This window comes from Pseudomonas sp. 43mfcvi1.1, from assembly GCF_900115935.1.
Lineage (GTDB): Bacteria > Pseudomonadota > Gammaproteobacteria > Pseudomonadales > Pseudomonadaceae > Aquipseudomonas > Aquipseudomonas bijieensis.
The window spans coordinates 170,943-193,650 of record NZ_UETT01000006.1 but is presented as its reverse complement, the minus strand read 5'-3'; the positions used below and the strand labels follow the sequence as shown (position 1 = coordinate 193,650).

Annotated in this window: 21 protein-coding genes; 11 read left to right on the top strand and 10 right to left on the bottom strand. The window is 60.4% G+C overall.

The genetic code is table 11. The features are described from left to right. Positions 1-3,027, top strand: coding sequence for a multidrug efflux RND transporter permease subunit (locus DTP52_RS13890; protein ID WP_109753869.1), 3,027 nt, complete (start codon positions 1-3; stop codon positions 3,025-3,027). 209 nt (positions 3,028-3,236) lie between these two features. On the opposite strand, the gene DTP52_RS13880 is transcribed toward DTP52_RS13890, so the two are convergent. The 5 genes from DTP52_RS13880 to colR form a co-directional block, all read right to left on the bottom strand. Further along, positions 3,237-3,464 (bottom strand): hypothetical protein, encoded by a 228-nt coding sequence (locus DTP52_RS13880; RefSeq protein WP_109753868.1) that lies wholly within the window; start codon positions 3,462-3,464, stop codon positions 3,237-3,239. 2 nt (positions 3,465-3,466) lie between these two features. Next, a complete protein-coding gene (locus DTP52_RS13875; RefSeq protein WP_109753867.1) occupies positions 3,467-4,177 on the bottom strand; it encodes a lipopolysaccharide kinase InaA family protein in 711 nt (236 codons plus the stop codon). A gap of 4 nt (positions 4,178-4,181) precedes the next feature. Then, positions 4,182-4,850 (bottom strand): class I SAM-dependent methyltransferase, encoded by a 669-nt coding sequence (locus tag DTP52_RS13870; RefSeq protein WP_109753866.1) that lies wholly within the window; start codon positions 4,848-4,850, stop codon positions 4,182-4,184. Positions 4,851-4,978: 128 nt separating this feature from the next. Beyond that, positions 4,979-6,256 carry a HAMP domain-containing sensor histidine kinase gene (locus tag DTP52_RS13865; RefSeq protein WP_109753865.1) on the bottom strand — a complete coding sequence of 426 codons (1,278 nt, stop codon included), beginning with the start codon at positions 6,254-6,256 and terminating at the stop codon, positions 4,979-4,981. Further along, positions 6,246-6,929, bottom strand: coding sequence for a two-component system response regulator ColR (colR, locus tag DTP52_RS13860; protein ID WP_109753864.1), 684 nt, complete (start codon positions 6,927-6,929; stop codon positions 6,246-6,248). The genes DTP52_RS13865 and colR overlap by 11 nt, the downstream gene beginning before the upstream one ends. 209 nt (positions 6,930-7,138) lie before the next feature. On the opposite strand from colR, the gene DTP52_RS13855 reads away from it, so the two are divergent. Beyond that, a complete protein-coding gene (locus DTP52_RS13855; RefSeq protein ID WP_109753863.1) occupies positions 7,139-9,088 on the top strand; it encodes an LTA synthase family protein in 1,950 nt (649 codons plus the stop codon). A gap of 53 nt (positions 9,089-9,141) precedes the next feature. Next, a complete protein-coding gene (locus DTP52_RS13850; RefSeq protein WP_109753862.1) occupies positions 9,142-9,885 on the top strand; it encodes a phosphatase PAP2 family protein in 744 nt (247 codons plus the stop codon). 212 nt (positions 9,886-10,097) lie between these two features. On the opposite strand, the gene groL is transcribed toward DTP52_RS13850, so the two are convergent. The 4 genes from groL to DTP52_RS13830 all read right to left on the bottom strand — a co-directional run bounded on the left by groL (position 10,098) and on the right by DTP52_RS13830 (position 13,602). Beyond that, positions 10,098-11,741, bottom strand: coding sequence for a chaperonin GroEL (groL, locus tag DTP52_RS13845; RefSeq protein ID WP_109753861.1), 1,644 nt, complete (start codon positions 11,739-11,741; stop codon positions 10,098-10,100). Between the two features lie 49 nt (positions 11,742-11,790). After that, positions 11,791-12,084, bottom strand: coding sequence for a co-chaperone GroES (locus DTP52_RS13840; protein WP_003178744.1), 294 nt, complete (start codon positions 12,082-12,084; stop codon positions 11,791-11,793). A gap of 243 nt (positions 12,085-12,327) precedes the next feature. Then, entirely contained in the window at positions 12,328-12,804 is a 477-nt protein-coding gene (locus tag DTP52_RS13835) for an FxsA family protein (protein ID WP_109753860.1), read from the bottom strand. Positions 12,805-12,870: 66 nt separating this feature from the next. After that, on the bottom strand, positions 12,871-13,602 hold the full coding sequence (locus DTP52_RS13830) for a HugZ family protein (protein WP_109753859.1): 732 nt from the start codon (positions 13,600-13,602) through the stop codon (positions 12,871-12,873). 164 nt (positions 13,603-13,766) lie between these two features. On the opposite strand from DTP52_RS13830, the gene DTP52_RS13825 reads away from it, so the two are divergent. Continuing rightward, positions 13,767-14,525: an SDR family oxidoreductase gene (locus DTP52_RS13825; protein WP_109753858.1), complete on the top strand. Its 759-nt coding sequence runs from the start codon at positions 13,767-13,769 to the stop codon at positions 14,523-14,525. Positions 14,526-14,692: 167 nt separating this feature from the next. Here DTP52_RS13825 and apbC read toward each other — a convergent pair whose 3' ends face one another. Continuing rightward, positions 14,693-15,787 (bottom strand): iron-sulfur cluster carrier protein ApbC, encoded by a 1,095-nt coding sequence (gene apbC, locus DTP52_RS13820; protein ID WP_109753857.1) that lies wholly within the window; start codon positions 15,785-15,787, stop codon positions 14,693-14,695. 339 nt (positions 15,788-16,126) lie between these two features. On the opposite strand from apbC, the gene metG reads away from it, so the two are divergent. The 7 genes from metG to nth all read left to right on the top strand — a co-directional run bounded on the left by metG (position 16,127) and on the right by nth (position 22,630). Next, entirely contained in the window at positions 16,127-18,172 is a 2,046-nt protein-coding gene (gene metG / locus DTP52_RS13810) for a methionine--tRNA ligase (RefSeq protein ID WP_109753856.1), read from the top strand. Positions 18,173-18,302: 130 nt separating this feature from the next. Then, on the top strand, positions 18,303-18,875 hold the full coding sequence (locus DTP52_RS13805; RefSeq protein WP_109753855.1) for an Rnf-Nqr domain containing protein: 573 nt from the start codon (positions 18,303-18,305) through the stop codon (positions 18,873-18,875). Then, the gene (gene rsxB / locus DTP52_RS13800; RefSeq protein WP_109753854.1) at positions 18,872-19,888 is read left to right on the top strand and encodes an electron transport complex subunit RsxB; all 1,017 of its coding nucleotides are present in this window, start codon (positions 18,872-18,874) and stop codon (positions 19,886-19,888) included. Before DTP52_RS13805 ends, rsxB begins: the two co-directional genes overlap by 4 nt. Next, a complete protein-coding gene (locus DTP52_RS13795; protein ID WP_109753853.1) occupies positions 19,875-20,861 on the top strand; it encodes an RnfABCDGE type electron transport complex subunit D in 987 nt (328 codons plus the stop codon). The genes rsxB and DTP52_RS13795 overlap by 14 nt, the downstream gene beginning before the upstream one ends. After that, positions 20,858-21,469, top strand: a complete 612-nt coding sequence (locus DTP52_RS13790; RefSeq protein ID WP_109753852.1) for an RnfABCDGE type electron transport complex subunit G — start codon at positions 20,858-20,860, stop codon at positions 21,467-21,469. Before DTP52_RS13795 ends, DTP52_RS13790 begins: the two co-directional genes overlap by 4 nt. Next, complete coding sequence (locus tag DTP52_RS13785; RefSeq protein ID WP_109753851.1) at positions 21,462-21,995, top strand: Rnf-Nqr domain containing protein; 534 nt, start codon at positions 21,462-21,464, stop codon at positions 21,993-21,995. Before DTP52_RS13790 ends, DTP52_RS13785 begins: the two co-directional genes overlap by 8 nt. Continuing rightward, positions 21,992-22,630 carry an endonuclease III gene (gene nth / locus DTP52_RS13780; protein ID WP_109753850.1) on the top strand — a complete coding sequence of 213 codons (639 nt, stop codon included), beginning with the start codon at positions 21,992-21,994 and terminating at the stop codon, positions 22,628-22,630. The genes DTP52_RS13785 and nth overlap by 4 nt, the downstream gene beginning before the upstream one ends. The last annotated feature ends 78 nt before the right edge of the window (positions 22,631-22,708 follow it).

The window sequence follows — 22,708 nt, the reverse complement described above, 5'->3', positions numbered from 1 at the left end:
ATGGCTTTTACCGATCCATTCATCCGCCGTCCGGTGCTCGCCACCGTGGTCAGCCTGTTGATCGTGCTGCTGGGCTTCCAGGCCTGGAGCAAGTTGCCCTTGCGCCAGTATCCGCAAATGGAGAACGCCCTGATCACGGTGACCACCGCCTACCCCGGGGCCAACGCCGAAACCATCCAGGGCTACATTACCCAGCCGATGCAGCAAAGCCTGGCCAGCGCCGAGGGCATCGACTACATGACCTCGGTCAGTCGCCAGAATTTCTCGGTGATTTCGGTCTACGCCCGTATCGGCTCCAACAGCGACCGGCTCTTTACCGAACTGCTGGCCAAGGCCAACGAGGTCAAGAACCAGTTGCCCCAGGACGCCGAGGACCCCGTTCTCAGCCGCGAGGCCGCCGACGCCTCGGCACTGATGTACATCAGCTTCTTCAGCAAGGAACTGAACAACCCGCAGATCACCGACTACCTGTCACGGGTGGTCCAGCCCAAACTGGCGACGCTGCCGGGCATGGCCGAGGCGGAGATCCTCGGCAACCAGGTCTTCGCCATGCGCCTGTGGCTGGACCCGGTCAAGCTCGCCGGCTTCGGCCTGACCGCCGCCGACGTGACCAATGCCGTGCGCCAGCACAACTTCCTCTCCGCTGCCGGTGAAGTGAAAGGCGAGTATGTGGTCACCAGCATCAACGCCAATACCGAACTCAAGTCCGCCGAGGCCTTCGCCGCGATCCCGCTCAAGACCGACGGCGACAGCCGCGTGTTGCTGCGAGACGTGGCCCGCGTGGAAATGGGCGCCGAGAACTACGACACCATCAGTTCCTTTGGTGGCACGCCTTCGGTGTACATCGGGATCAAGGCCACGCCCGGCGCGAACCCGCTGGATGTGATCAAGGAAGTGCGCAAGATCATGCCGGACATGGAGGCCCAGCTCCCGACCAACCTCAAGGCCGAGATCGCCTACGACGCCACCCTGTTCATCCAGGCCTCCATCGACGAAGTGGTGAAAACCCTGTTCGAGGCGGTGCTGATCGTCATCGTCGTGGTGTTCCTGTTCCTCGGGGCCCTGCGCTCGGTGGTCATCCCGGTGGTGACCATCCCGCTGTCGATGATCGGCGTGATGTTCTTCATGCAGTTGATGGGCTACTCGATGAACCTCCTGACACTGCTGGCCATGGTGCTCGCCATCGGCCTGGTGGTGGACGACGCCATCGTGGTGGTGGAGAACATTCACCGGCACATCGAGGAAGGCAAGACCCCGTTCGACGCCGCGATAGAAGGTGCCCGGGAAATTGCCATGCCGGTGGTCTCGATGACCATCACCCTGGCGGCGGTGTATGCACCGATCGGCCTGCTCCAGGGCCTGACGGGCGCTTTGTTCAAGGAGTTCGCATTGACCCTGGCCGGGGCGGTGGTGATCTCCGGGATCGTCGCCCTGACCCTGTCGCCGATGATGTGCGCCATGCTCCTGCGCCACGACGAGAACCCCTCGGGCCTGGCTCATCGGCTGGACACGGTCTTCGAACGCTTGAAGAGCCGTTACCAGCGCATGCTTCACGGCACTCTCAACACCCGGCCGGTGGTGCTGGTGTTCGCGGTGATCGTCCTGCTGCTGATTCCGGTGCTGATCATGTTCACCAAGTCCGAACTGGCCCCCGACGAGGACCAGGGCATCATTTTCATGATGGCCAACGCCCCGCAGCCAACCAACCTCGACTACCTGAACACATACACCGATCACTTCATTACCATCTTCAAGGAGTTCCCGGAGTACTACTCCTCGTTCCAGATCAATGGCTACAACGGCGTGCAGTCGGGTATCGGCGGTTTCCTGCTCAAACCCTGGAACGAACGCAGCCGCACCCAGATGGAAATCCTGCCAGAGGTCCAGGCCAAGCTGGAAAGCGTGCCTGGCTTGCAGATATTCGGTTTCAACCTGCCTTCGCTGCCAGGCACCGGCGAAGGCTTGCCGTTCGCGTTCGTCATCAACTCGCCGAAGGACTACGCGACGCTGCTGGAGATTGCCGACCGGGTCAAAAAGCGTGCATTGGAATCCGGCAAGTTCGCCTTCATGGACATTGACCTTGCGTTCGACAAGCCCGAGGTCGTGGTGGATATCGATCGCGCCAAGGCTGCCCAGATGGGCGTTTCGATGCAGGACCTGGGTGGCACCCTGGCGACACTGTTGGGTGAAGCCGAGATCAACCGCTTCACCCTCGAGGGGCGCAGCTACAAGGTCATTGCCCAGGTCGAGCGTCCTTTCCGGGACAACCCGGATTGGTTGAACAACTACTACGTGAAAAATGCCAAGGGTGAATCGCTACCGCTGTCGACCCTGATCAAGGTCAGCGACCGGGCGCGACCGCGACAACTGAACCAGTTCCAGCAACTCAATGCGGTGACGATTTCAGGCTTCCCCATCGTGAGCATGGGCGAGGCCATCGAGACCGTCCGCCAGATAGCCCGGGAGGAGGCCCCGGTAGGGTTCGCCTTCGATTACGCCGGGGCTTCGCGCCAATTCGTACAGGAGGGCAGCGCGTTGTGGGTGACCTTTGCCCTGGCCCTGGCAATCATCTTCCTGGTGCTGGCCGCGCAGTTCGAAAGCTTCCGGGACCCGCTGGTGATCCTGGTGACGGTGCCGCTGTCGATTTGCGGCGCCTTGATTCCGCTGTTCCTCGGCTGGTCGAGCATGAACATCTACACCCAGGTGGGCCTGGTGACGCTGATTGGCCTGATCAGCAAGCACGGGATCCTGATTGTCGAATTCGCCAACCAGTTGCGCAGGGAGCAGAACCTGACGCCGCGCGAAGCCGTGGAACAAGCCGCGTCGATTCGTCTGCGACCGGTGCTGATGACCACTGCGGCAATGGTGTTCGGCATGGTGCCGCTGATCCTCGCCACGGGCGCCGGGGCTGTGAGCCGTTTCGACATCGGTACGGTGATCGCTACCGGGATGTCGATTGGCACCCTGTTCACGCTGTTCGTGTTGCCCTGCGTCTACACGCTGCTGGCCAAGCCGGACAAGGCCTGAAGTGGACACCTGTGGCGAGGGATACTGTGGGAGCAAGGCTTGCCCGCGATGAAGGTGATGCGGTCTTCCAGGAATCGGGGCGGGCGTTTCGCGAGCAAGCTTTGCTCCCACAATCCAACGGGGACAAATCCCCTCGCCACAATGGTTTTTCTGCAGTCAGAAAATAAAGGCCTCGCACAAGCGAGGCCTTTATTTTGGCTTCATGTCTCTCAACTTTGCGGCCTCATCCCCTGGGAAAGGCTGAACATGAACAGCAGCAGATCATTGTCCGGTCGGATCGCCTCGCTGGCCTTTGCCACGCGCGGCAAAGGGCAATGCGCATCAGCATTCGAAGCACTGAGGATCTGCGAGCGTGGCTGTTCCCACACAGCCACCGCCATCGATGCAACTGCCAGGGCTCCGACTAAAAACAAACCTCTAGCAATTTCTAGTTTCATCGCTATAAACCTTTGATAGCGCTGCCAAACGCCGCCTCATAAAAGTAGACGAGTTTTTTCCAATCGGCATCGCTGAACGACGAATGGCGCCGCAGCTGCTTGAGGTCATGGGACGCGGCACGCTGGGCGGTCAGGCGCTGGCGACACTTTTCAAAATCGAGCAAAGCCACTTCGGCCTTGGCCGCCTCACCTTCTCCGGTCACGCGCACAAAGACGTGCTTGATGTAGATACAGCCATGTTGCCAACGCCCCTTGTGCATGCGGGCCAGGTTTTGCGCCAGTGCCAGGAGGATTTGATCATGCACCGCTTCGCCATGACGCTCGCGACCACCTGCGGCATACCAGTGCTCGATCTCTTCAAACCCTTCCAGCGCTTGGGTCACTAGCAGCGCGCGCCACTTGTGAATCGGGTCCCGCTGGGCGCCACAGAAAATGAGTTTGGGGACACGGACACCCAGACGGGTCAACGCCAGGAGTGCGTCTTGCTCCCGCAGCACGGTCGGTCTACCGAACGGGTGCAGCCAACTGCGATAAATATGGCCGGTCTGACGCTTGGCATAAAGCAGCTTGCCGTCCTTGCTCTTGATTCGTTGCACACCGCTTTCACCGCCGCGACGCACATTGGGTTCTTCCACCCATTCACCCTGCTGACTCCAGAAATGTTCGAAGTCGTCGAGCAGAATCGTTGATGTCCCTGCTACCTGTACACCCATGCCCTTACCTCTTGCGTAATACATAAACTCGCCACATGGCATAGAGCGGTAGAAAATCCAGTCGTTCCTGAATGCGAAACCCTGCCTGCCGAAACTCATCCTCTACTGTAGCAACCGGTAACACAAATCGATTCTGGTAGCCTTTTTGCCCACGAGTACGTTCCTGCCGCTTGCGTTTCCAGGCCTTGAAATTGCCATCGACCCATAATGAAACGATCACGCTATCACGGGTAACGCGCTCGAATTCCTTAAGAATCGCCAGTCGATGCGCGGGTTCACCGATGTGGTGCAGCAGGCGCATGCAAAAAATGCTGTCAACGGCGCTATCAGGCAAAGCAATGTCGAACGCAGAAGTGTGCAAGGGTTGTACCCGTTTCACGACATCGACCGGTTGAGACTCCATTGCGGTTTTGAGCATGGCTTCGGAATTGTCCGCGCCGATGATTACCCGGTTCGGCTTTTCGGCCAACAAGGGCCAGAATCGCCCGGCACCGCAGGGCAAGTCCAGCACCAGGCCAGGGTCGCCCACCAGGGCTAATGCACGGCGGGCCAGTTGCTGGTCTCGTTGATTGGAAAGGCGACGACTCAAATTGCTTCGATGCTTTTGAAAGTATCTTTGGGCATGCTGCTCGTCGTATTTCTCGGAAAAATCAAGCTTGATGGGATCGGGCATTGATGGGGGCCTCCCTGTCTGAATAGCCCCCACCTTATGAATTGACATGTCAGGGTCAGGTCATCGCTTTGTGAAAACTTTGTCATGTAAATGACCGAATCTTTACAAGACTTTTCCGGTATTGGTGATCACACCATCGGATTCAATTCCACCTCGAAATGGCAACCGTTGGGTTCCATCGTGCTGAGACTCACCGTCCAGCCCTGGTTCTCGCAAATCCGTTGCACCAGTGACAACCCCAACCCCAATCCCTCGCCGCGCTTTTCATTACCACGCACGAACGGCTCGAACATCGCCTCGCGCTTCTCCTCCGGGATGCCCACACCGCTGTCCTCGACCACGAATCCGGTGGAGGTCAACGAGAGGCGGATGAAACCCTGGTCGGTGTAGTGCAAGGCGTTTCGCAGCAGGTTACCCATGACGGCGGTCAGGAAGGTGGCGTTATACAGGGTGTCGAGGGTTTGCCCCGGCTCGAAGATCAGCGTCAAGCCTTTGGATTCGATGGGACCACGCCACACCCCGAGGAGGTTTTCAGCCACTTGGGCAAGGGCCAGTCGAGGTGACATGCCGTTGTCTTCACGCTCTGCCCTGGCGAGCATCAAGAAGGTTTGCACCAGCTCACGCATTTCTTCACTGGCCCGGTTAATGCGCTCGACCTGTGTGCGGCCGCGCTGATCCAGGGCCGGGTTTTCCAGCAGCAGTTCGCAGGAGGTCGCCAGGACCATCAACGGTGTGCGCAACTCGTGGCTTACGTCGCTGGTGAACAACCGCTCGCGCGTCAAGGCTTGGCGCAACCGCCCCAGTGTCGCGTCGAACGCCACGGCCAGTTCGCCCACTTCATCGGCGGCGTAATCCGGCGCCAGCGGCGGGGCGAGCCCGAGGAGCTGGTCGCGATGGCGCACCTGCCGGGCCAGGCGAACCACGGGGGCCATCACCCGGCGTGCCAGGACCCAGCCCAGAAATACCGCCAGTGCCAGGCTGAGCACAAAGCCCACCAGCACCACGGCGAACAACACCCGTTCGCGCTCTTCGAAGTCGCTCTGGTCTTGCAGCAACACGTAGTGCCGACCGTCCACGATCTCGACCATGGCGTGATACGACAACTGTTCGCGAAACACCTCGTGGAAACCACGCTCCAGATGCCGCAGGTCCTTGGGCAACTCGAAGTCGCCCGGGCCGCCGCTGAAATAAAACAACTGGTCGGGTTCCGGGCGATGGTTCCAGTCCGAGACGCTGTCCATCAGCAGCAGGCGTTGCAGATCGCCCCCAAGCCCGGCGGAAATCAGCTTTTCCTCCACCAGGTGGACCGTCGCCACGATGCCCATGGCGAATGCCCCGGCCACCAACGCGCTCATCAGCGCAAAAGCGATGATGATCCGTTGGGCAAGGCTCTGCTTAAACTCCATCTCGGCCCTCGGCCAAGCGATAACCCACGCCGTGCACGGTGTGCAACAGCGGCTTGTCGAACGGTTTGTCGATCACCTGGCGCAGTTGGTGGACATGGCTGCGCAGACTGTCGCTGTCCGGGCAATCATCGCCCCACAGCGCTTCCTCGAGGATTTCCCGGCGCAGCACGTGGGGGCTTTTCTGCATCAATACCGCCAGCAGCTTCAGGCCTACGGGGTTGAGCTTGAGCAGCTTGCCTTCACGGGTCACTTCGAGGGTGTCGAGGTCGTAACTCAGGTCGCCCACCTGCAAGGCACGCCGACCACCGCCCTGGGCACGACGCATGACGGCTTCGATCCGCGCGGCCAGTTCCGACAAGGCGAAAGGCTTGATCAAGTAATCGTCGGCACCGGATTTGAAGCCCTGCAGACGATCGTCCAACTGATCCCGGGCGGTGAGCATGATCACCGGCGTATCGAGCCGGGCGTCTTCGCGCAGGCGCTTGCACAGGGTATAGCCGTCGATGCCTGGCAGCATGATGTCGAGCACGATCAAGTCGTAGTGTTCGGTAGCAGCCAGGTGCAACCCCGACAATCCGTCCTGGGCACAATCGACGGTATAGCCCTTGAGCCCCAGGTAATCGGCCAGATTGGCCAGGATGTCGCGGTTGTCTTCAACCAATAGAATTCGCATGGGCATCTCCTGCGTATACGGTTAACGGCCATCTTGGCCCGCGCAGCTTACGGCCAATGCCGATTCAGGGCTAGGGCTGGAGGCTGCGGAAAATCGACACCTACCACCCATCAGTTTTTTATAGTTTTTTCACTATCGATTCACACCCTGACTACAGTGAAGGAGCAACACTCTCGCGCTATCGGATTGATATATAAGGAAAGTAGTAAATGGACTTTATCAAAGCAGCGCCCATGCGCTTTCTGCTGTTGATCACCAGCGCCTGGCTGGTGGTGTTTCTCCTGACCCGAACCTTTCTACTGCTCACTCACTTGGATGAGGCTGGAGGTGTCGCGTTTTCCGTGTTTGGCACCGGCTTGCTGTATGACCTAGGGTTTCTTGCCTATGCAATTTTGCCGATGGGGCTGTATTTGCTGCTTTGCCCTCCGGCCCTATGGCGTCGTCGCGGTCACCGCTGGTTTCTTCGGGGGCTGCTGACAGTCAGCGTATTCGTCATGTTGTTCACCGCCGTCGCCGAATGGCTGTTCTGGGATGAATTCGGCGTGCGTTTCAACTTCATCGCTGTCGACTACTTGGTCTATTCCGATGAAGTGCTGAACAACGTGCTGGAATCGTACCCAATCGGCACCCTGCTGACGATTCTCGCGGTACTGGCCGTGGGATTGAGCCTGGCTTTGGGCAAACCTTTCAATGCAGCGCTGGCCGCGCCATTGCCACCCTTGCGCGGGCGCCTGCTCAGTGCATCAGGCCTGCTGGCTGTCGCGGCCCTGAGCTTGCAATTGCTCAGCCAGGATGCGCCACGCGCTCAGGGCGGCAATGCCTATCGGAACGAACTGGCGAGCAACGGCCCGTATCAGTTCTTCGCGGCGTTTCGTAACAACGAACTGGACTATGAACAGTTCTACAGCCACTTGGCCCCGGCCACCGTCGCCCAGCAGATACGTGCCGAACTGAGCGAGCCCCATGCGCGCTTCATCGGTGAGGATCCGCAAGATATCCGCCGAATGATCGACAACCCCGGCACCGCCCGTACACCGAACATCGTGCTGGTGACCATCGAAAGCCTCAGCGCCAAATACCTGGGTAGCAACGGCGACCAACGCAACTTGACACCCAATCTGGACGCCTTGCGCCAACAGAGCCTGTACTTCAATAATTTCTACGCTACGGGCACCCGCACCGACCGAGGCCTGGAAGCCATCACCCTGGCTATTCCGCCTACCCCGGGACGCTCGATCGTCAAGCGCATTGGCCGGGAAAGCGGCTTCGCCAGCCTTGGCCAGCAATTGAACGCAGTCGGCTACGACAGTGTGTTTGTGTACGGCGGGCGCGGTTACTTCGATAACATGAACGCGTTTTTCAGCGGCAATGGCTATCGGGTCGTCGATCAAAGCAGCGTCGATGAATCCGAGATCCACTTCAAGAATGCATGGGGCATGGCCGACGAGGATCTGTACACACAGACGTTGAAACTGGCCGATAGCAATTACGCCAGGCAGCAGCCATTCTTATTGCAGTTGATGACCACGTCCAATCACCGTCCCTACACCTATCCGGATAATCGGATCGACATCAAGTCCGGCAATGGCCGTGATGGGGCAGTGAAATACACCGATTACGCCATTGGTCAGTTTCTGGAACAGGCACGGCAAAAACCGTGGTTCGATAACACGATCTTCGTTTTCGTGGCCGACCATACCGCCGGCAGCGCCGGCAAGGAAGACCTACCGATCAGCAATTATCAGATCCCGCTGTTCATCTACGCGCCGAAGCTGATCGAGCCGCGGGAAAGCGGCCAGTTGGCCAGCCAGATCGATCTCGCACCCACCTTGCTCGGTTTGCTTAACATGGATTACCAGTCGACGTTCTTCGGTCGCAATCTGCTACAGGACAACCCGTTGCCGCCCCGCGTCGTCGTAGGCAATTATCAACATCTGGGCCTGTTCGACGGCAAGGATCTGGCAATCCTCAGTCCACGCCAAGGCCTGCGACGGCATGACGATGCGCTGACCGAAAGTCGCGAATCCCGGGCAGATAACACAGACCCTCTGATCAGTCGCGCCATTACGTATTACCAAACCGCCAGTTATGGCTTCAAGCAACAGCTGCTTGGCTGGAGAACACCCAAGGAGGGTGTCGAGCAAGTCAGCAAACGTTAATCGAACTGCCCCAGGCTGATGCCCTGGGGCGCTTTCTTGGTTCAGGATCTGTCATGCCATCAAGCGTTCTACGCCCCACGCCTCGCCCGCTGAACTTCTGGTTGTGCCTCGCAATTCCCGCCGTTGTGGCAATTACTCTGATTTTGTTGGAGTGGACCGATCTGGACATGGATTTGGCCCGATTGCTCTATGACCCGGCCACCGGCGACTTCATCGGGCGCCACAGCTACTTTCTGGAAAACATCCTCCATGACCGGGCAAAACAAGTCGTCATCGCCTTTTCCGTCCTGGCGATCCTCGGGTTTATCAGTTCGTTTTTCGTCGCCCGGCTCAAGCCATTCAAACGCGAACTGGGTTGCCTGGTGCTGTCCCTGGCCCTGGCGACGTCCTTCGTCACACCGATGAAAGCGGTGACGGCGGTGCAATGCCCCTGGAGTTTGAAGGAGTTCGGAGGCAAGGAAACCTACAGTGAGCTGCTAAGCCCACGCCCGGCCACGGACAAACCCGGCCGATGCTGGCCCGGCGGTCATGCCGCCACCGGGTTCACCTTGTTTGCGCTGTTTTTCGTGCTGCGCGACCGCCGCCCGCGCCTGGCCCGCCGGGCCCTGGTACTCGCCTTCACGCTGGGAACGGTGTTTTCCCTGGGTCGGATGATGCAAGGGGCGCATTTCTTTTCCCACAACGTGTGGACTGCGGTGTTCTGTTGGCTGATTTGCCTGGGGTGTTACTACTACATCCTGTACCGACCGGCCTCTACATCTGAGCGTGTGGCCGTCACTCATCCGGTCAATGCCTGAAAGCCCCCGGACAAACCCTGTGGGAGCAAAGCTTGCTCGCGATTGCGAGGGCAGCGTCAGCATCCTGGCAAGCTGACCCACTGCGATCGCGAGCAAGCTTTGCTCCCACAGAGACAGATGGGTGCAATTTCAAGCCTGAGATAAATCCAAGGCAATAAAAAACCCCGCTTGCTTTCGCAGGCGGGGCTTTTCGCTACAGGGGTAAGGCTGGCTTACATCATGCCGCCCATGCCACCCATGCCGCCCATGTCTGGCATGCCGCCGCCAGCTGGAGCGTCTTCCTTGATTTCAGCGATCATCGCCTCGGTGGTGATCATCAGGCTGGCAATCGACGAAGCCGCTTGCAGGGCCGAACGAGTCACTTTGGCTGGGTCCAGGATACCCATTTCGATCATGTCGCCGTATTCGCCGGTCGCAGCGTTGTAACCGTAGTTACCCGAACCCTGCTTGACCTTGTCGACCACAACGCTTGGCTCGTCGCCGGAGTTGGCAACGATCTGGCGCAGAGGAGCTTCTACAGCGCGACGCAGCAACTGGATGCCGACGTTCTGGTCATCGTTGTCGCCCTTGAGTTCGCTGATGGCTTGCAGGGCACGAACCAGTGCCACGCCGCCGCCAGGTACCACGCCTTCTTCAACGGCTGCACGGGTGGCGTGCAGGGCGTCTTCAACGCGGGCTTTCTTCTCTTTCATTTCAACTTCGGAACCGGCGCCAACCTTGATCACTGCAACGCCGCCGGACAGTTTGGCCAGGCGCTCTTGCAGTTTCTCGCGGTCGTAGTCGGACGAAGTTTCGGCCACTTGGGCGCGGATCTGGGTAACGCGAGCCTGGATATCAGCCTCGACGCCGGCACCGTCGATCACGGTGGTGTTTTCCTTGGACAGGATCACGCGCTTGGCGTTACCCAGGTGCTCCAGGGTGGTGCTTTCCAGGCTCAGGCCGATCTCTTCGGAGATAACGGTACCGCCGGTCAGTACGGCGATGTCCTGCAGCATGGCCTTGCGACGATCGCCGAAGCCTGGAGCCTTGACGGCTGCGACTTTAACGATGCCACGCATGTTGTTCACAACCAGAGTCGCCAGGGCTTCGCCTTCAACGTCTTCGGCCACGATCAGCAGTGGGCGACCGGCTTTGGCAACGGCTTCCAGCACTGGCAGCATTTCGCGGATGTTCGAGATCTTCTTGTCGACCAGCAGGATCAGCGGGCCGTCGAGCTCGGCGGTCATGGTGTCCGGCTTGTTGACGAAGTACGGGGACAGGTAGCCACGGTCGAACTGCATGCCTTCAACAACCGACAGTTCGTTTTCCAGGCCCGAGCCTTCTTCAACGGTGATCACGCCTTCTTTACCGACTTTTTCCATGGCTTCGGCAATGATGTCGCCGATGGAGCTGTCGGAGTTGGCGGAGATGGTGCCGACCTGGGCGATTGCCTTGGTGTCAGCGCACGGCTTGGACAGGCCTTTGAGTTCCTTGACGATGGCGATGGTCGCCTTGTCGATGCCGCGCTTGAGGTCCATCGGGTTCATGCCGGCAGCGACGGCTTTCAGGCCTTCGTTGACGATCGATTGAGCCAGGACGGTAGCGGTGGTGGTGCCGTCACCGGCGTCGTCGTTGGCACGGGAGGCAACGTCCTTGACCAGTTGCGCGCCCATGTTTTCGAAGCGGTCCTTGAGCTCGATTTCCTTGGCTACGGAAACGCCGTCCTTGGTGATGGTCGGAGCGCCGAAGCTCTTCTCGATGATCACGTTACGGCCTTTCGGGCCCAGGGTCGCTTTTACTGCGTCAGCCAGGACGTTGACACCGGCGAGCATTTTCTTGCGGGCGGAATCGCCGAATTTAACTTCTTTAGCAGCCATGATCGATATTCCTTAAATACTTTGTAGTCGCGGAAAAATGAGCGGGGAATCAGCCTTCGATAACAGCGAGGATTTCGCTCTCGCCGATAACCAGCAGGTCTTCGCCATCAACTTTCACAGTGTTGCTACCGGAGTAAGGGCCGAAAACAACCTTGTCACCCACTTTCACGGACAGCGCACGTACTTCACCGTTTTCCAGTGCTTTGCCTGGGCCTACAGCGAGGACTTCACCCTGGTTTGGCTTTTCAGCAGCCGAACCTGGCAGGACGATACCGCCAGCGGTTTTCTTTTCTTCTTCGCTGCGACGGACGACGACGCGGTCATGCAGAGGACGAAGCTTCATTGTCGATCTCTCCTAATTGTGGTTTTCATCGGCCGGTGTAGTCCCGGCGGGTTTAACAAAGCCGGCAGAGCCGGGTGCGGTTCGTCAGTCGAACCGCGGAAGTCTGTCCGGTGTCACCACCGGAAACCTTGCGGTGACCGTTACATAAGGGCGTACAAGTGGATTACAAGGGCGGGGGGAGAAATTTTTTTACTTCGCGCAGCCAAAACGAACACGGCGCCCGAAGGCGCCGTATCGAGGGTTTTACTTGGAATCCCGGTGTTCGAACTCGCCTTCGATCACATTGGGCTCGCGCCCTACAGGCTGGCGCGGGGCCGGACCACCACGGGGTTGCAGGTCATCGGCAAAGGCCCGCTGACGCATCGCCTGCTCTTCGGCGCGCTGACGCATTTTATTGGCCAGCATCCGACGGGTGAATGGCAACAGCATGACCAGGCCCACTACGTCGCTGATAAAGCCTGGCAGGATCAACAGGCCGCCACCCAAGGCCAGCATCAGGCCTTCGAGCATGGTCTGGGCTGGCAGCTCGCCACGGTTCAGGCTTTCACGAGCCCGCAACGCTGTGGCGAGACCGGCAATGCGCAGCACGAATACGCCGAGCATCGAGCCGAGAATGACCAGCAGCAGCGCCGGGAAAAACCCGATCGCACCGCTGACCTTGACGAATACGAACAGCTCCAACACTGGGAACAGCAGAAAGAGCAACAAAAAAGGGCGCATCAAATGGTTCCTCAACGCAAGAATGCCTTGCTATGAAAACCTAAATGACGTCGTTCTTTCGTGAATTCAAGCGTCGACTTGCGCATTTTTCGGCCATTGCTCGGCGTGAGCCAGATAAACCAAGGCTTCGCGCACTTGTGTCGGCGTGTTGCAAGGCGTCGCAAACGCCAGCCAATGCAGGCCCTGGCCGATACGCAGGTGCATGCCTTCGCTGTCGATGCCTACCAATTGCGCCGGTTCGCTTTTCGGCAGGCCGGCCAACTCCACGTAATGAGCAATGGCCTTGGCGTGATCGGCGTTCATGTGCTCGATCATGCTGGCTTCGGCTTTGCCGGCGAAGGGATTGGCCAGGGTGAGCTGGTCGATCCAGTGGATGGCACCAAAGCCGCCGATGTAGCGATGGCGCACCGGGTCGAGCACCCAGAAATCGAAATCATGGGCCTTGTGGTAGTTCTGCGAGTCAGGGAAATAGCGGTAGTAACGCTCGGCGGCAGCCTCGATGGCGGCGCCGTCTTCGAGTTTCCGGGCCTCGGCCAGATAGGTCAGGCGCCCCACGGCCTGCACATCCTCGGCACCGCGCTCGCCTACCAGCATCGAACACTTGGGGTCTTTTTGCAGATTGTGCGTGTGCTGGGCGATGCGGCTGATCAGGATCAGGGGCCGGCCTTGTTCGTCCAGGCAATAGGGCACGACGGAACCGAACGGAAAGCCGGGCATGGATTTGGAATGAGTGGCGAGCACTCCACGGTATTCCTTGAGCAGCAGTTCCCGGGCATTCTTGGCAGCTTCAACGCTCAATTTATGACTCCTTTTATGAAATCCGTCTAGAAAACGGTCAGGCGACTGGAGTAATGTTCCGGTACGCCTATGGGACAGTTCTCGTGTGCAGCCGGGCTACACCGTCGCAAATCGAGAGGCCTCCCAAAAGGTCCCCTTCACCGCTGCGCCATCTGGACATGAGAATGCAACTCACCGACAAAGTAATCATTATCACCGGCGGTTGCCAGGGTTTGGGCCGCTCCATGGCCGAGTATCTGGCGGGGAAAGGCGCGAAACTCGCCTTGGTGGACCTCAACCAGGAAAAACTCGACCAGGCCGTTGCCGCCTGCACAGCCAAGGGTGTCGAGGCGCGTGCCTACCTGTGCAACGTCGCCAATGAAGAACAAGTGACCGACATGGTTGCTCGGGTGGCCGAGGATTTCGGCGCGATCCACGGCCTGATCAACAACGCCGGGATCCTGCGCGACGGCCTGCTGCTCAAGGTCAAGGACGGCGAAATGACCAAGATGAGCCTGGCCCAGTGGCAGGCCGTGATCGACGTCAACCTGACCGGTGTATTCCTGTGCACCCGTGAAGTGGCGGCGAAAATGGTCGAGCTGAAAAACAGTGGCGCCATCATCAATATCTCGTCGATTTCCCGCGCCGGCAATGTCGGCCAGACCAACTACTCGGCCGCCAAGGCCGGCGTGGCCGCCGCCACCGTGACCTGGGCCAAGGAGCTGGCACGCTACGGCATCCGTGTCGCCGGCATCGCACCGGGCTTCATTGAAACCGAGATGACCCTGGGCATGAAGCCCGAAGCCCTGGAAAAAATGACCTCGGGGATTCCGCTCAAGCGCATGGGCAAGCCCGAGGAGATTGCTCATTCGGCGGCGTACATCTTCGAGAACGACTATTACACCGGTCGGATCCTGGAGATGGATGGCGGGTTGCGGATCTAAGAACCTGCACACAATCAATGTGGGAGCGAGCCTGCTCGCGATCGCGTCAGGTCAGGTCAGTCAGCCTTGATGTGGCTGATATACCGCTATCGCGAGCAGGCTCGCTCCCACAAGGGATTGCATTTCAAAGGAGCAGCCTGGTTAGCTGCTCAAATTGCTGTGCAGCATCAATCGTCGCTGACAGTGATGTTCGGCATCGCCGGTGATGCGGCCTCTTGCAACACGATCCGCGCGCCCACATGGCGGGCCAGCTCCTGATAGACCATGGCGATCTGGCTGTCCGGCTCGGCGATGACCGTGGGCTTGCCGCCGTCGGCCTGTTCGCGGATCAGCATCGACAACGGCAGCGAGGCCAGCAGTTCGACGCCGTACTGGCTCGCCAGTTTTTCCCCGCCACCTTCGCCGAACAGATGCTCGGCATGCCCGCAGTTCGAGCAGATGTGCACGGCCATGTTTTCCACCACGCCCAGCACCGGGATGTTCACTTTGCGGAACATTTCCACACCCTTGCGCGCGTCCAGCAGGGCCAGGTCTTGAGGGGTGGTGACAATCACCGCCCCGGCCACCGGGACTTTCTGCGCCAGCGTCAGCTGGATATCGCCAGTGCCTGGCGGCATGTCGATCACCAGGTAATCCAGGTCACCCCAGGCGGTTTGCGTCACCAGTTGCAGCAGGGCACCGGAAACCATCGGCCCGCGCCAGACCATCGGCGTGTTGTCGTCGGTCAGGAAGGCCATGGACATGACTTCCACGCCATGGGACTGGATCGGCACGAACCACTTCTGGTCCTTGACCTGGGGCCGGGTGCCCTCGGCCACGCCGAACATGATGCCCTGGCTCGGGCCGTAGATGTCCGCGTCGAGAATCCCGACCTTGGCCCCTTCACGGGCCAGGGCCAGGGCCAGGTTGGCGGCGGTGGTGGACTTGCCCACGCCGCCCTTGCCCGAGGCCACGGCGATGACATTCTTGACGTTCGCCAGCCCCGGTACCTGCGCCTGGGCCTTGTGAGCAGCGATCACGCTGGTGATGTCGACTTTGGCGCTGGCTACACCGTCCAGGGACTCGATCGCCATTTGCAGCATTTGCGCCCAACCGCTCTTGAACAGATCGGCGGCGTAGCCGATTTCCAGCTGGACGCTGACGCGATCGCCCTGAATGTCGATGGTGCGCACGCATCCGGCGCTGACCGGGTCCTGATTCAGGTAGGGGTCGGTGTACTGGCGAAGGACGGCTTCCACCGCTGCGCGATTGACGGCGCTCATGGGCAACTCCGATAGCAAGACTTGAAAACAGGCCGCTATCCTACGCCGCGCATGCTGTTGTGGCGACCCGATTACCGCGGTGCGAACACCTTTTGTGGCGAGGGGATTTATCCCCGCTGGGTTGCGAAGCGCCCCCAAAACCTGGCGCTTCGGTGAATCAGACTGGTCAGGTTCGAATGTTTTGGGACTGCTGCGCAGTCCAGCGGGGATAAATCCCCTCGCCACAGGTTGTGTCTATACCGCACCCAACAACGCATCCGGAAACAGGCCAGTGGGGTGAAATATATTTCCCGGCGCTTTATAGTGGCCGACCTCCGTTTCATCAAGTAGCCGAGCCCCATGTCCGAGCCACGCAAGATCCTCGTCACCAGCGCCCTGCCCTATGCCAATGGTTCGATTCACCTCGGCCATATGCTGGAATACATCCAGACCGATATGTGGGTGCGCTTCCAGAAGCATCGCGGCAACCAATGCATTTATGTCTGCGCCGACGACGCCCACGGTTCGGCCATCATGCTGCGCGCGGAAAAGGAAGGCATCACCCCGGAACAACTGATCGCCAACGTCCAGGCTGAACACAGCGCCGACTTTGCCGAGTTCCTGGTGGATTTCGACAACTTCCACTCCACCCACGCCGAAGAAAACCGCGAGCTGTCGAGCCAGATCTACCTGAAGCTGCGTGACGCCGGGCACATTGCCACCCGTTCGATCACCCAGTATTTCGACCCGGAAAAGAAAATGTTCCTGGCCGACCGCTTCATCAAGGGCACCTGCCCGAAATGCGGCACCGAGGACCAGTACGGCGACAACTGCGAAAAATGTGGCGCCACCTACGCACCGACCGACCTGAAGGACCCGAAATCGGCGATTTCCGGGGCCACACCGGTGCTCAAGGACTCCCAGCATTTCTTCTTCAAGCTGCCGGACTTCCAGCAGATGCTGCAAGCCTGGACCCGCAGCGGCACCCTGCAGGACGCCGTGGCCAACAAGATCGCCGAATGGCTCGACGCCGGCCTGCAACAGTGGGACATCTCCCGCGATGCGCCGTACTTCGGTTTCGAGATCCCCGACGAGCCCGGCAAGTATTTCTACGTGTGGCTGGACGCACCGATCGGCTACATGGCGAGTTTCAAGAACCTCTGCAACCGCACGCCGGAGCTGGACTTCGATGCGTTCTGGGGCAAGGACTCCACCGCCGAGCTGTACCACTTCATCGGCAAGGACATCGTCAACTTCCATGCGCTGTTCTGGCCCGCCATGCTCGAAGGCGCGGGCTTCCGTAAACCGACCGGCATCAATGTCCACGGCTACCTGACCGTCAACGGCCAGAAAATGTCCAAGTCCCGCGGCACCTTCATCAAGGCCCGGACCTACCTGGACCACCTGTCGCCGGAATACCTGCGCTACTACTACGCGGCCAAGCTCGGCCGTGGCGTCGATGACCTGGACCTGAACCTCGAAGACTTCGTGCAGAAGGTCAACTCCGACCTGGTAGGCAAGGTAGTCAACATTGCCAGCCGTTGCGCCGGTTTTATCCACAAAGGCAACGCCGGTGTCCTGGTTGCGGGCAATGCCGCGCCGGAGTTGACCGACGCCTTCCTCGCCGCCGCGCCAAGCATCGCCGAAGCCTATGAGAGCCGCGACTTTGCCCGCGCCATGCGCGAAATCATGGCCCTGGCCGATCGCGCCAATGCCTGGATCGCCGACAAGGCGCCCTGGTCGCTGGCCAAGCAGGAAGGCAAGCAGGACGAAGTCCAGGCGATCTGCGCCCTGGGCATCAACCTGTTCCGCCAGCTGGTGATTTTCCTCAAGCCGGTGCTGCCGCTGCTGGCCGCCGATGCCGAGGCGTTCCTCAACGTCGCGCCGCTGACCTGGAACGATCACCAGACGCTGCTGAGCAACCATCAGCTGAACGAGTTCAAGCCGTTGATGACTCGCATCGACGCCACCAAGGTGCAAGCCATGACCGACGCCTCCAAGGAAGACCTGGCCGCCAGCCAGACCGATACCGGCGCGCCGGCCGGGAACGGCGAACTGGCCAAGGACCCGCTGTCGCCGGAAATCGACTTCGACGCCTTCGCTGCCGTTGACCTGCGCGTGGCGCTGATCGTCAAGGCCGAGGCCGTCGAAGGCGCCGACAAGCTGTTGCGCCTGACCCTGGACATTGGCGATGAGCAACGCAACGTGTTCTCCGGCATCAAGAGTGCCTACCCGGACCCCGCCAAGCTTGAAGGCCGCTTGACGATGATGATCGCCAACCTCAAGCCACGCAAAATGCGCTTCGGTATCTCCGAAGGCATGGTGATGGCGGCAGGCCCCGGTGGTGAGGAAATCTACCTGTTGAGCCCCGACAGCGGCGCCAAGCCGGGCCAGCGGATCAAGTAACGCGACCGCTTGTTGCACCGATCCCACAGTCGCTTCGCAGGCGGCTGTGGGATTTTCATATCTGGCCCGCCCTCCCGGCGTGCCGGATAATGCCTAATCTTGTAACAGGCCCTTTGTTGCCAACACGCCCATGACCGAAATCGTCCTCACGCTGTTCAGCGCTGCCCTGATCAACAACCTCGTGTTGCATTGGCCGCTGGGCGTCGATCCGCTGCTGGCGGCCAATGGTCGAAAGCAGGTGCACGCCTTGGGCCTGGCGACGGCGTTCCTGATGCTGATGGTTGGCGCCTTGGGCTATCTGCTGGACCACTGGCTGCTGGTCCCGGCAAACCTGACATCGCTGCGCCTGTTTGCCTGGTTGTCCTTGAGCGTGCTGTTGATCGGCCCATTGCTGCACTGGCTGGCGCGCTGGCTGCCGGCATTGCCGTTCGAGGGGCTGTGGCCGCTGTTGCTCGCAAATGCCGGTATCCTCGGCCTCACGCTACTCAACAGCCAGGATGATCGGGGCCTGGGCCATGCCATCGCCACGAGCCTGGGCGCCGGGCTGGGATTCTGGCTGGTGCTGAGCCTGTTCGATGATTTGCGCCAACGCGTCTTCAATAACGATATTCCCCTGCCCTTTCGGGGCCTGCCGATTCAGTTGATCAGCGCCGGACTGATGGCGGTGGCCTTTCTCGGATTGCGCGGGCTGGTCAAAACATGAGCCTGATTCAACGTATCGACGCCTTGCTGCCGCAGACTCAGTGCGGCAAGTGCGGCCATCCCGGGTGCAAGCCCTACGCCGAAGGCATCGCCCAGGGTGAGCCGATCAACAAATGCCCGCCCGGTGGACGCGAAACCATCGCCGCCCTGGCCGAGCTGATGAAAGTGCCAGTATTGGAACTGGACACCAGCCGCGGCAGTGCCCCGGCGCAGATTGCCTTTATCCGCGAAGCCGAATGCATCGGTTGTACCAAGTGCATCCAGGCCTGCCCGGTGGACGCGATTGTCGGCGCGGCGAAGCTGATGCACACCGTCCTCATCGACGAATGCACCGGCTGCGATCTTTGCGTGGCGCCCTGTCCGGTCGATTGCATTGAAATGCGTCCTCTGCCGACGGCGACCCTGCCGATCGTCGGCGGCCTGGCCTTCAGCGCCGCAGAGCAACAGGCGCGAACCGCCAAGCGCAACCACGCCCGGCGCCGCTTCGAACAGCGCAATACGCGCCTACGCCGCGAAGAAGAACAGCGCCAGGCCGAACGCCTGGCTCGCAACCAACGCGCAGCCCAGACTCAACCCCAGGAACAGGGCCAGGCACTCGACCCCGTACAAGCCGCACTGGAGCGCGTGCGCGCGCAAAAAGCCGCCACCGCCGATGCTGCCTTGAAAAAAGCCAAGGTCGACCTGGCCATGAGCCGGGCGCAATTGAACAAATCCTTGAAAGCGTTCGGCCATCCGCCAACCTTCGAGCAACAGTCGCAACTGATCGTGCTGCAACGCCAGTTCGAAGCAGCCGAGCAGGCCCTGAGCCAACTGGAAAACGCCACCCCCTCGACCGCTCCAGCTCCTGCACCGGCGAACAGCGCCGAGCTGAAGCGAGCCAAGATCCAACTGGCGATGCGCCGCGCCGAACTCAGCAAGGCCCGGGCGGCTACGGTATCGGATGAACAACTGCGGGCATTGGAACAAGCGGTGAAGGATGCCGAACGCCAGGTGGACGCCCATGCCGCTTCCTGAGCCCGTGGATGAACGGCTGCGCCAAGCGATGACGCGTGTGTTGCTGGCGACACTGCCCGGCCTGCTGGCATTGCTGTGGTTCCATGGCTGGGGCGTGCTGCTCAACCTGCTGTTGTCCGGTCTCACTGCGCTGGCAGTCGAAGCGTTGGTACTGCGTTTACGGGGCAGACCCTTCAAACCTGAGCTGAACGATGGCAGCGCGCTGGTTAGCGCCACACTGCTGGCCCTGGCCTTGCCGGCCTATTGCCCCTGGTGGCTGACCGTGACTGCGGCCGCCTGCGCCTTGCTGTTCGGCAAGCACCTGTGGGGCGGCGTCGGCAGCAACCCGTTCAACCCGGCGATGCTTGGGTACGCCGTGGTGTTGGTGGCGTTTCCCTCCCATATGAGCCAATGGCCGGCGCTCCATGCCATGGGCCTGCTTGAAGGCTTGCAGCAGGTATTCGGCACTCACCCGACGCCCGATGCCTGGGCCGGAGCAACCGCGCTGGACAGCCTGCGGACCAACACGAGCCTGACCATCGATGAACTGTTCGCCAACGATCCGGCCTTCGGGCGTTTCGGTGGCAGTGGTGTCGAATGGATCAACCTGGCCTTCCTGGCGGGCGGTCTGTTTCTGCTGCAACAGCGGGTGTTCAGTTGGCATGCCCCGGTGGGCATGCTGGCGAGCCTGTCCATCGTCAGCCTGTTGTGCTGGAACGGTTCGGGTTCCGACTCCCATGGCTCGCCGCTGTTTCACCTGTTCACCGGCGCAACCATGCTCGGCGCGTTTTTTATCGCGACCGAACCGGTCTCGGGGGCCAAGGCCCCTCTCGCTCGCCTGCTGTTTGGCGCAGGTATGGGGTTGCTGGTCTATCTGATCCGTACCTGGGCTGGTTACCCGGACGGCGTGGCGTTCGCGGTGTTGCTGATGAACCTCGGAGTACCGGCACTGGACCGGTTTGCCGAAGCGCGACAACGGCGGCCACTGACATGAATAATCGCGGCGGCGTGGCAATCCTGATCCTGGTGATCGGCCTGGGCGTTGGTGCCACTTACCTCACTCACCTCGGCACGGCCGGGCGCATCGAGGCCCAGCGGCAAGCGTTGGCGAACAGAACCTTGCTCGAGGTGCTGCCCACTGACCGCTATGACAACCAGCCGTTGGCGCACCCCATTGTCCCAGCCTCGGTGACCTTGGCTCACAGCACGCTGCTGGGCGGCTACCTGGCGACCCGCAGCGGCCAGCCCAGCGCCGTGCTGCTACGTAGCCAGGCGCAGGGCTATGAAGGCAGCATCGAATTGCTGATCGCCATCGATCCTCAGGGCCGGTTGCTGGGCGTCAAGACCCTGCGCCAATCCGAAACACGCGGGTTGGGCGCGGCGATTGCCGGTTGGCCGAACGCCTGGCTGCAGACTTTCACCGGTAAATCACGTCAGGCGCCTGACGACAGCGGCTGGGCCTTGAAAAAGGACCAGGGGCAGTTCGATCAACTGGCAGGCGCGACAGTGACATCCCGGGCGGTCCTGCAGGCTGTGCACGATGCGCTGCGTTACTTCGACGAGCACAAGGCTCAGTTGACGGGGGTGGCGGCGAATGAATAAACCATGGGGGCTGACACACGGCCTGCTGCTCGTCCCATTGATCGGCGCGAGTCATTCGCTGGTCGGCGCGCTGGGGTTGTGGCTGGCCTGGGCCTTGATTCTCTTCAGCCATGGTTTGACGATGGGGCTTGTCCGGCAGCGCCTGACAACCCGTCAACGGCTGCTCGCCTCCATCGTGCTGGCCGCGACCCTGACCACCTGCACGGGCTTTATCGTCCAGGCCTGGGCGCTGGAACTGTACCGTCCGTTGAGCCTTTACGTTGGCTGGATCGCCCTGAGCTGCGTGGCGCTGGAGCATGAGGGATTCTTCGTTGAGTCTCGCTGGCTTGGGCGCCTGAGGCTGGTTGGGCTGTTCGGTCTCTTGATGATCAGCCTGGGCGCCGTGCGTGGGCTGATCGGCAGCAGCCTTCCCCTGGCCTTGCTCGCCCCAGGCGGGTTCATTCTGCTTGGGCTGCTGTTGGCGGCCCGACAGGCTTGGACGGCTGACACTCCCCCTTCAACTATCGAGGAAACGCCGCGCCCATGAACGCCGCAAAACGCCTGGAAATATTTCGTCGCTTTCACGAGGACAACCCGGAACCAAAGACCGAACTGGCCTATTCCTCGCCGTTCGAGTTGCTGATCGCGGTCATCCTCTCGGCCCAGTCCACCGACGTCGGCGTCAACAAAGCCACGGCCAAACTTTTCCCGGTGGCCAATACGCCAGAGGCGATCTATGCCCTGGGCGTCGAGGGACTGTCCGAGTACATCAAGACCATCGGGCTATTCAACAGCAAGGCCAAAAACGTAATCGAGACCTGCCGCCTGTTGATCGAGCGCCACGCCAGTGAGGTCCCACAGACCCGTGAAGCGCTGGAAGCCCTTCCGGGCGTGGGCCGCAAAACCGCCAACGTCGTACTCAACACCGCGTTTCGGCAGTTGACCATGGCGGTCGACACCCACATTTTCCGTGTCAGCAACCGCACCGGGCTGGCCCCCGGCAAAAACGTGGTGGAGGTCGAGAAGAAATTGATGAAATTCGTCCCCAAGGAATTCCTGCTGGACTCCCATCACTGGCTCATCCTTCACGGACGCTACGTCTGCCTGGCGCGCAAGCCCCGCTGTGGCAGCTGTCGAATCGAAGACTTATGCGAATACAAGCACAAGACCTCCGACGATTGAGGCGCTATTGATTTTATCGATCAACCGATTGAAAAAATCTTTTTTACCCGCCCGTGGTTTATCGATATAAGGAGCGCC

Bases quoted from the DNA above. Each gene is read 5' to 3' on its own strand.
- DTP52_RS13840 (WP_003178744.1), bottom strand. From the start codon at position 12,084: ATGAAGCTTCGTCCTCTGCATGACCGCGTCGTCGTCCGTCGCAGCGAA.
- DTP52_RS13850 (WP_109753862.1), top strand. From the start codon at position 9,142: ATGCCATCAAGCGTTCTACGCCCCACGCCTCGCCCGCTGAACTTCTGG.
- DTP52_RS13890 (WP_109753869.1), top strand. From the start codon at position 1: ATGGCTTTTACCGATCCATTCATCCGCCGTCCGGTGCTCGCCACCGTG.
- colR (WP_109753864.1), bottom strand. From the start codon at position 6,929: ATGCGAATTCTATTGGTTGAAGACAACCGCGACATCCTGGCCAATCTG.
- DTP52_RS13835 (WP_109753860.1), bottom strand. From the start codon at position 12,804: ATGCGCCCTTTTTTGTTGCTCTTTCTGCTGTTCCCAGTGTTGGAGCTG.
- DTP52_RS13865 (WP_109753865.1), bottom strand. From the start codon at position 6,256: ATGGAGTTTAAGCAGAGCCTTGCCCAACGGATCATCATCGCTTTTGCG.
- DTP52_RS13790 (WP_109753852.1), top strand. From the start codon at position 20,858: ATGAATAATCGCGGCGGCGTGGCAATCCTGATCCTGGTGATCGGCCTG.
- DTP52_RS13880 (WP_109753868.1), bottom strand. From the start codon at position 3,464: ATGAAACTAGAAATTGCTAGAGGTTTGTTTTTAGTCGGAGCCCTGGCA.
- metG (WP_109753856.1), top strand. From the start codon at position 16,127: ATGTCCGAGCCACGCAAGATCCTCGTCACCAGCGCCCTGCCCTATGCC.
- groL (WP_109753861.1), bottom strand. From the start codon at position 11,741: ATGGCTGCTAAAGAAGTTAAATTCGGCGATTCCGCCCGCAAGAAAATG.
- apbC (WP_109753857.1), bottom strand. From the start codon at position 15,787: ATGAGCGCCGTCAATCGCGCAGCGGTGGAAGCCGTCCTTCGCCAGTAC.
- rsxB (WP_109753854.1), top strand. From the start codon at position 18,872: ATGAGCCTGATTCAACGTATCGACGCCTTGCTGCCGCAGACTCAGTGC.
- DTP52_RS13875 (WP_109753867.1), bottom strand. From the start codon at position 4,177: ATGGGTGTACAGGTAGCAGGGACATCAACGATTCTGCTCGACGACTTC.
- nth (WP_109753850.1), top strand. From the start codon at position 21,992: ATGAACGCCGCAAAACGCCTGGAAATATTTCGTCGCTTTCACGAGGAC.
- DTP52_RS13825 (WP_109753858.1), top strand. From the start codon at position 13,767: ATGCAACTCACCGACAAAGTAATCATTATCACCGGCGGTTGCCAGGGT.
- DTP52_RS13785 (WP_109753851.1), top strand. From the start codon at position 21,462: ATGAATAAACCATGGGGGCTGACACACGGCCTGCTGCTCGTCCCATTG.
- DTP52_RS13870 (WP_109753866.1), bottom strand. From the start codon at position 4,850: ATGCCCGATCCCATCAAGCTTGATTTTTCCGAGAAATACGACGAGCAG.
- DTP52_RS13795 (WP_109753853.1), top strand. From the start codon at position 19,875: ATGCCGCTTCCTGAGCCCGTGGATGAACGGCTGCGCCAAGCGATGACG.
- DTP52_RS13855 (WP_109753863.1), top strand. From the start codon at position 7,139: ATGGACTTTATCAAAGCAGCGCCCATGCGCTTTCTGCTGTTGATCACC.
- DTP52_RS13805 (WP_109753855.1), top strand. From the start codon at position 18,303: ATGACCGAAATCGTCCTCACGCTGTTCAGCGCTGCCCTGATCAACAAC.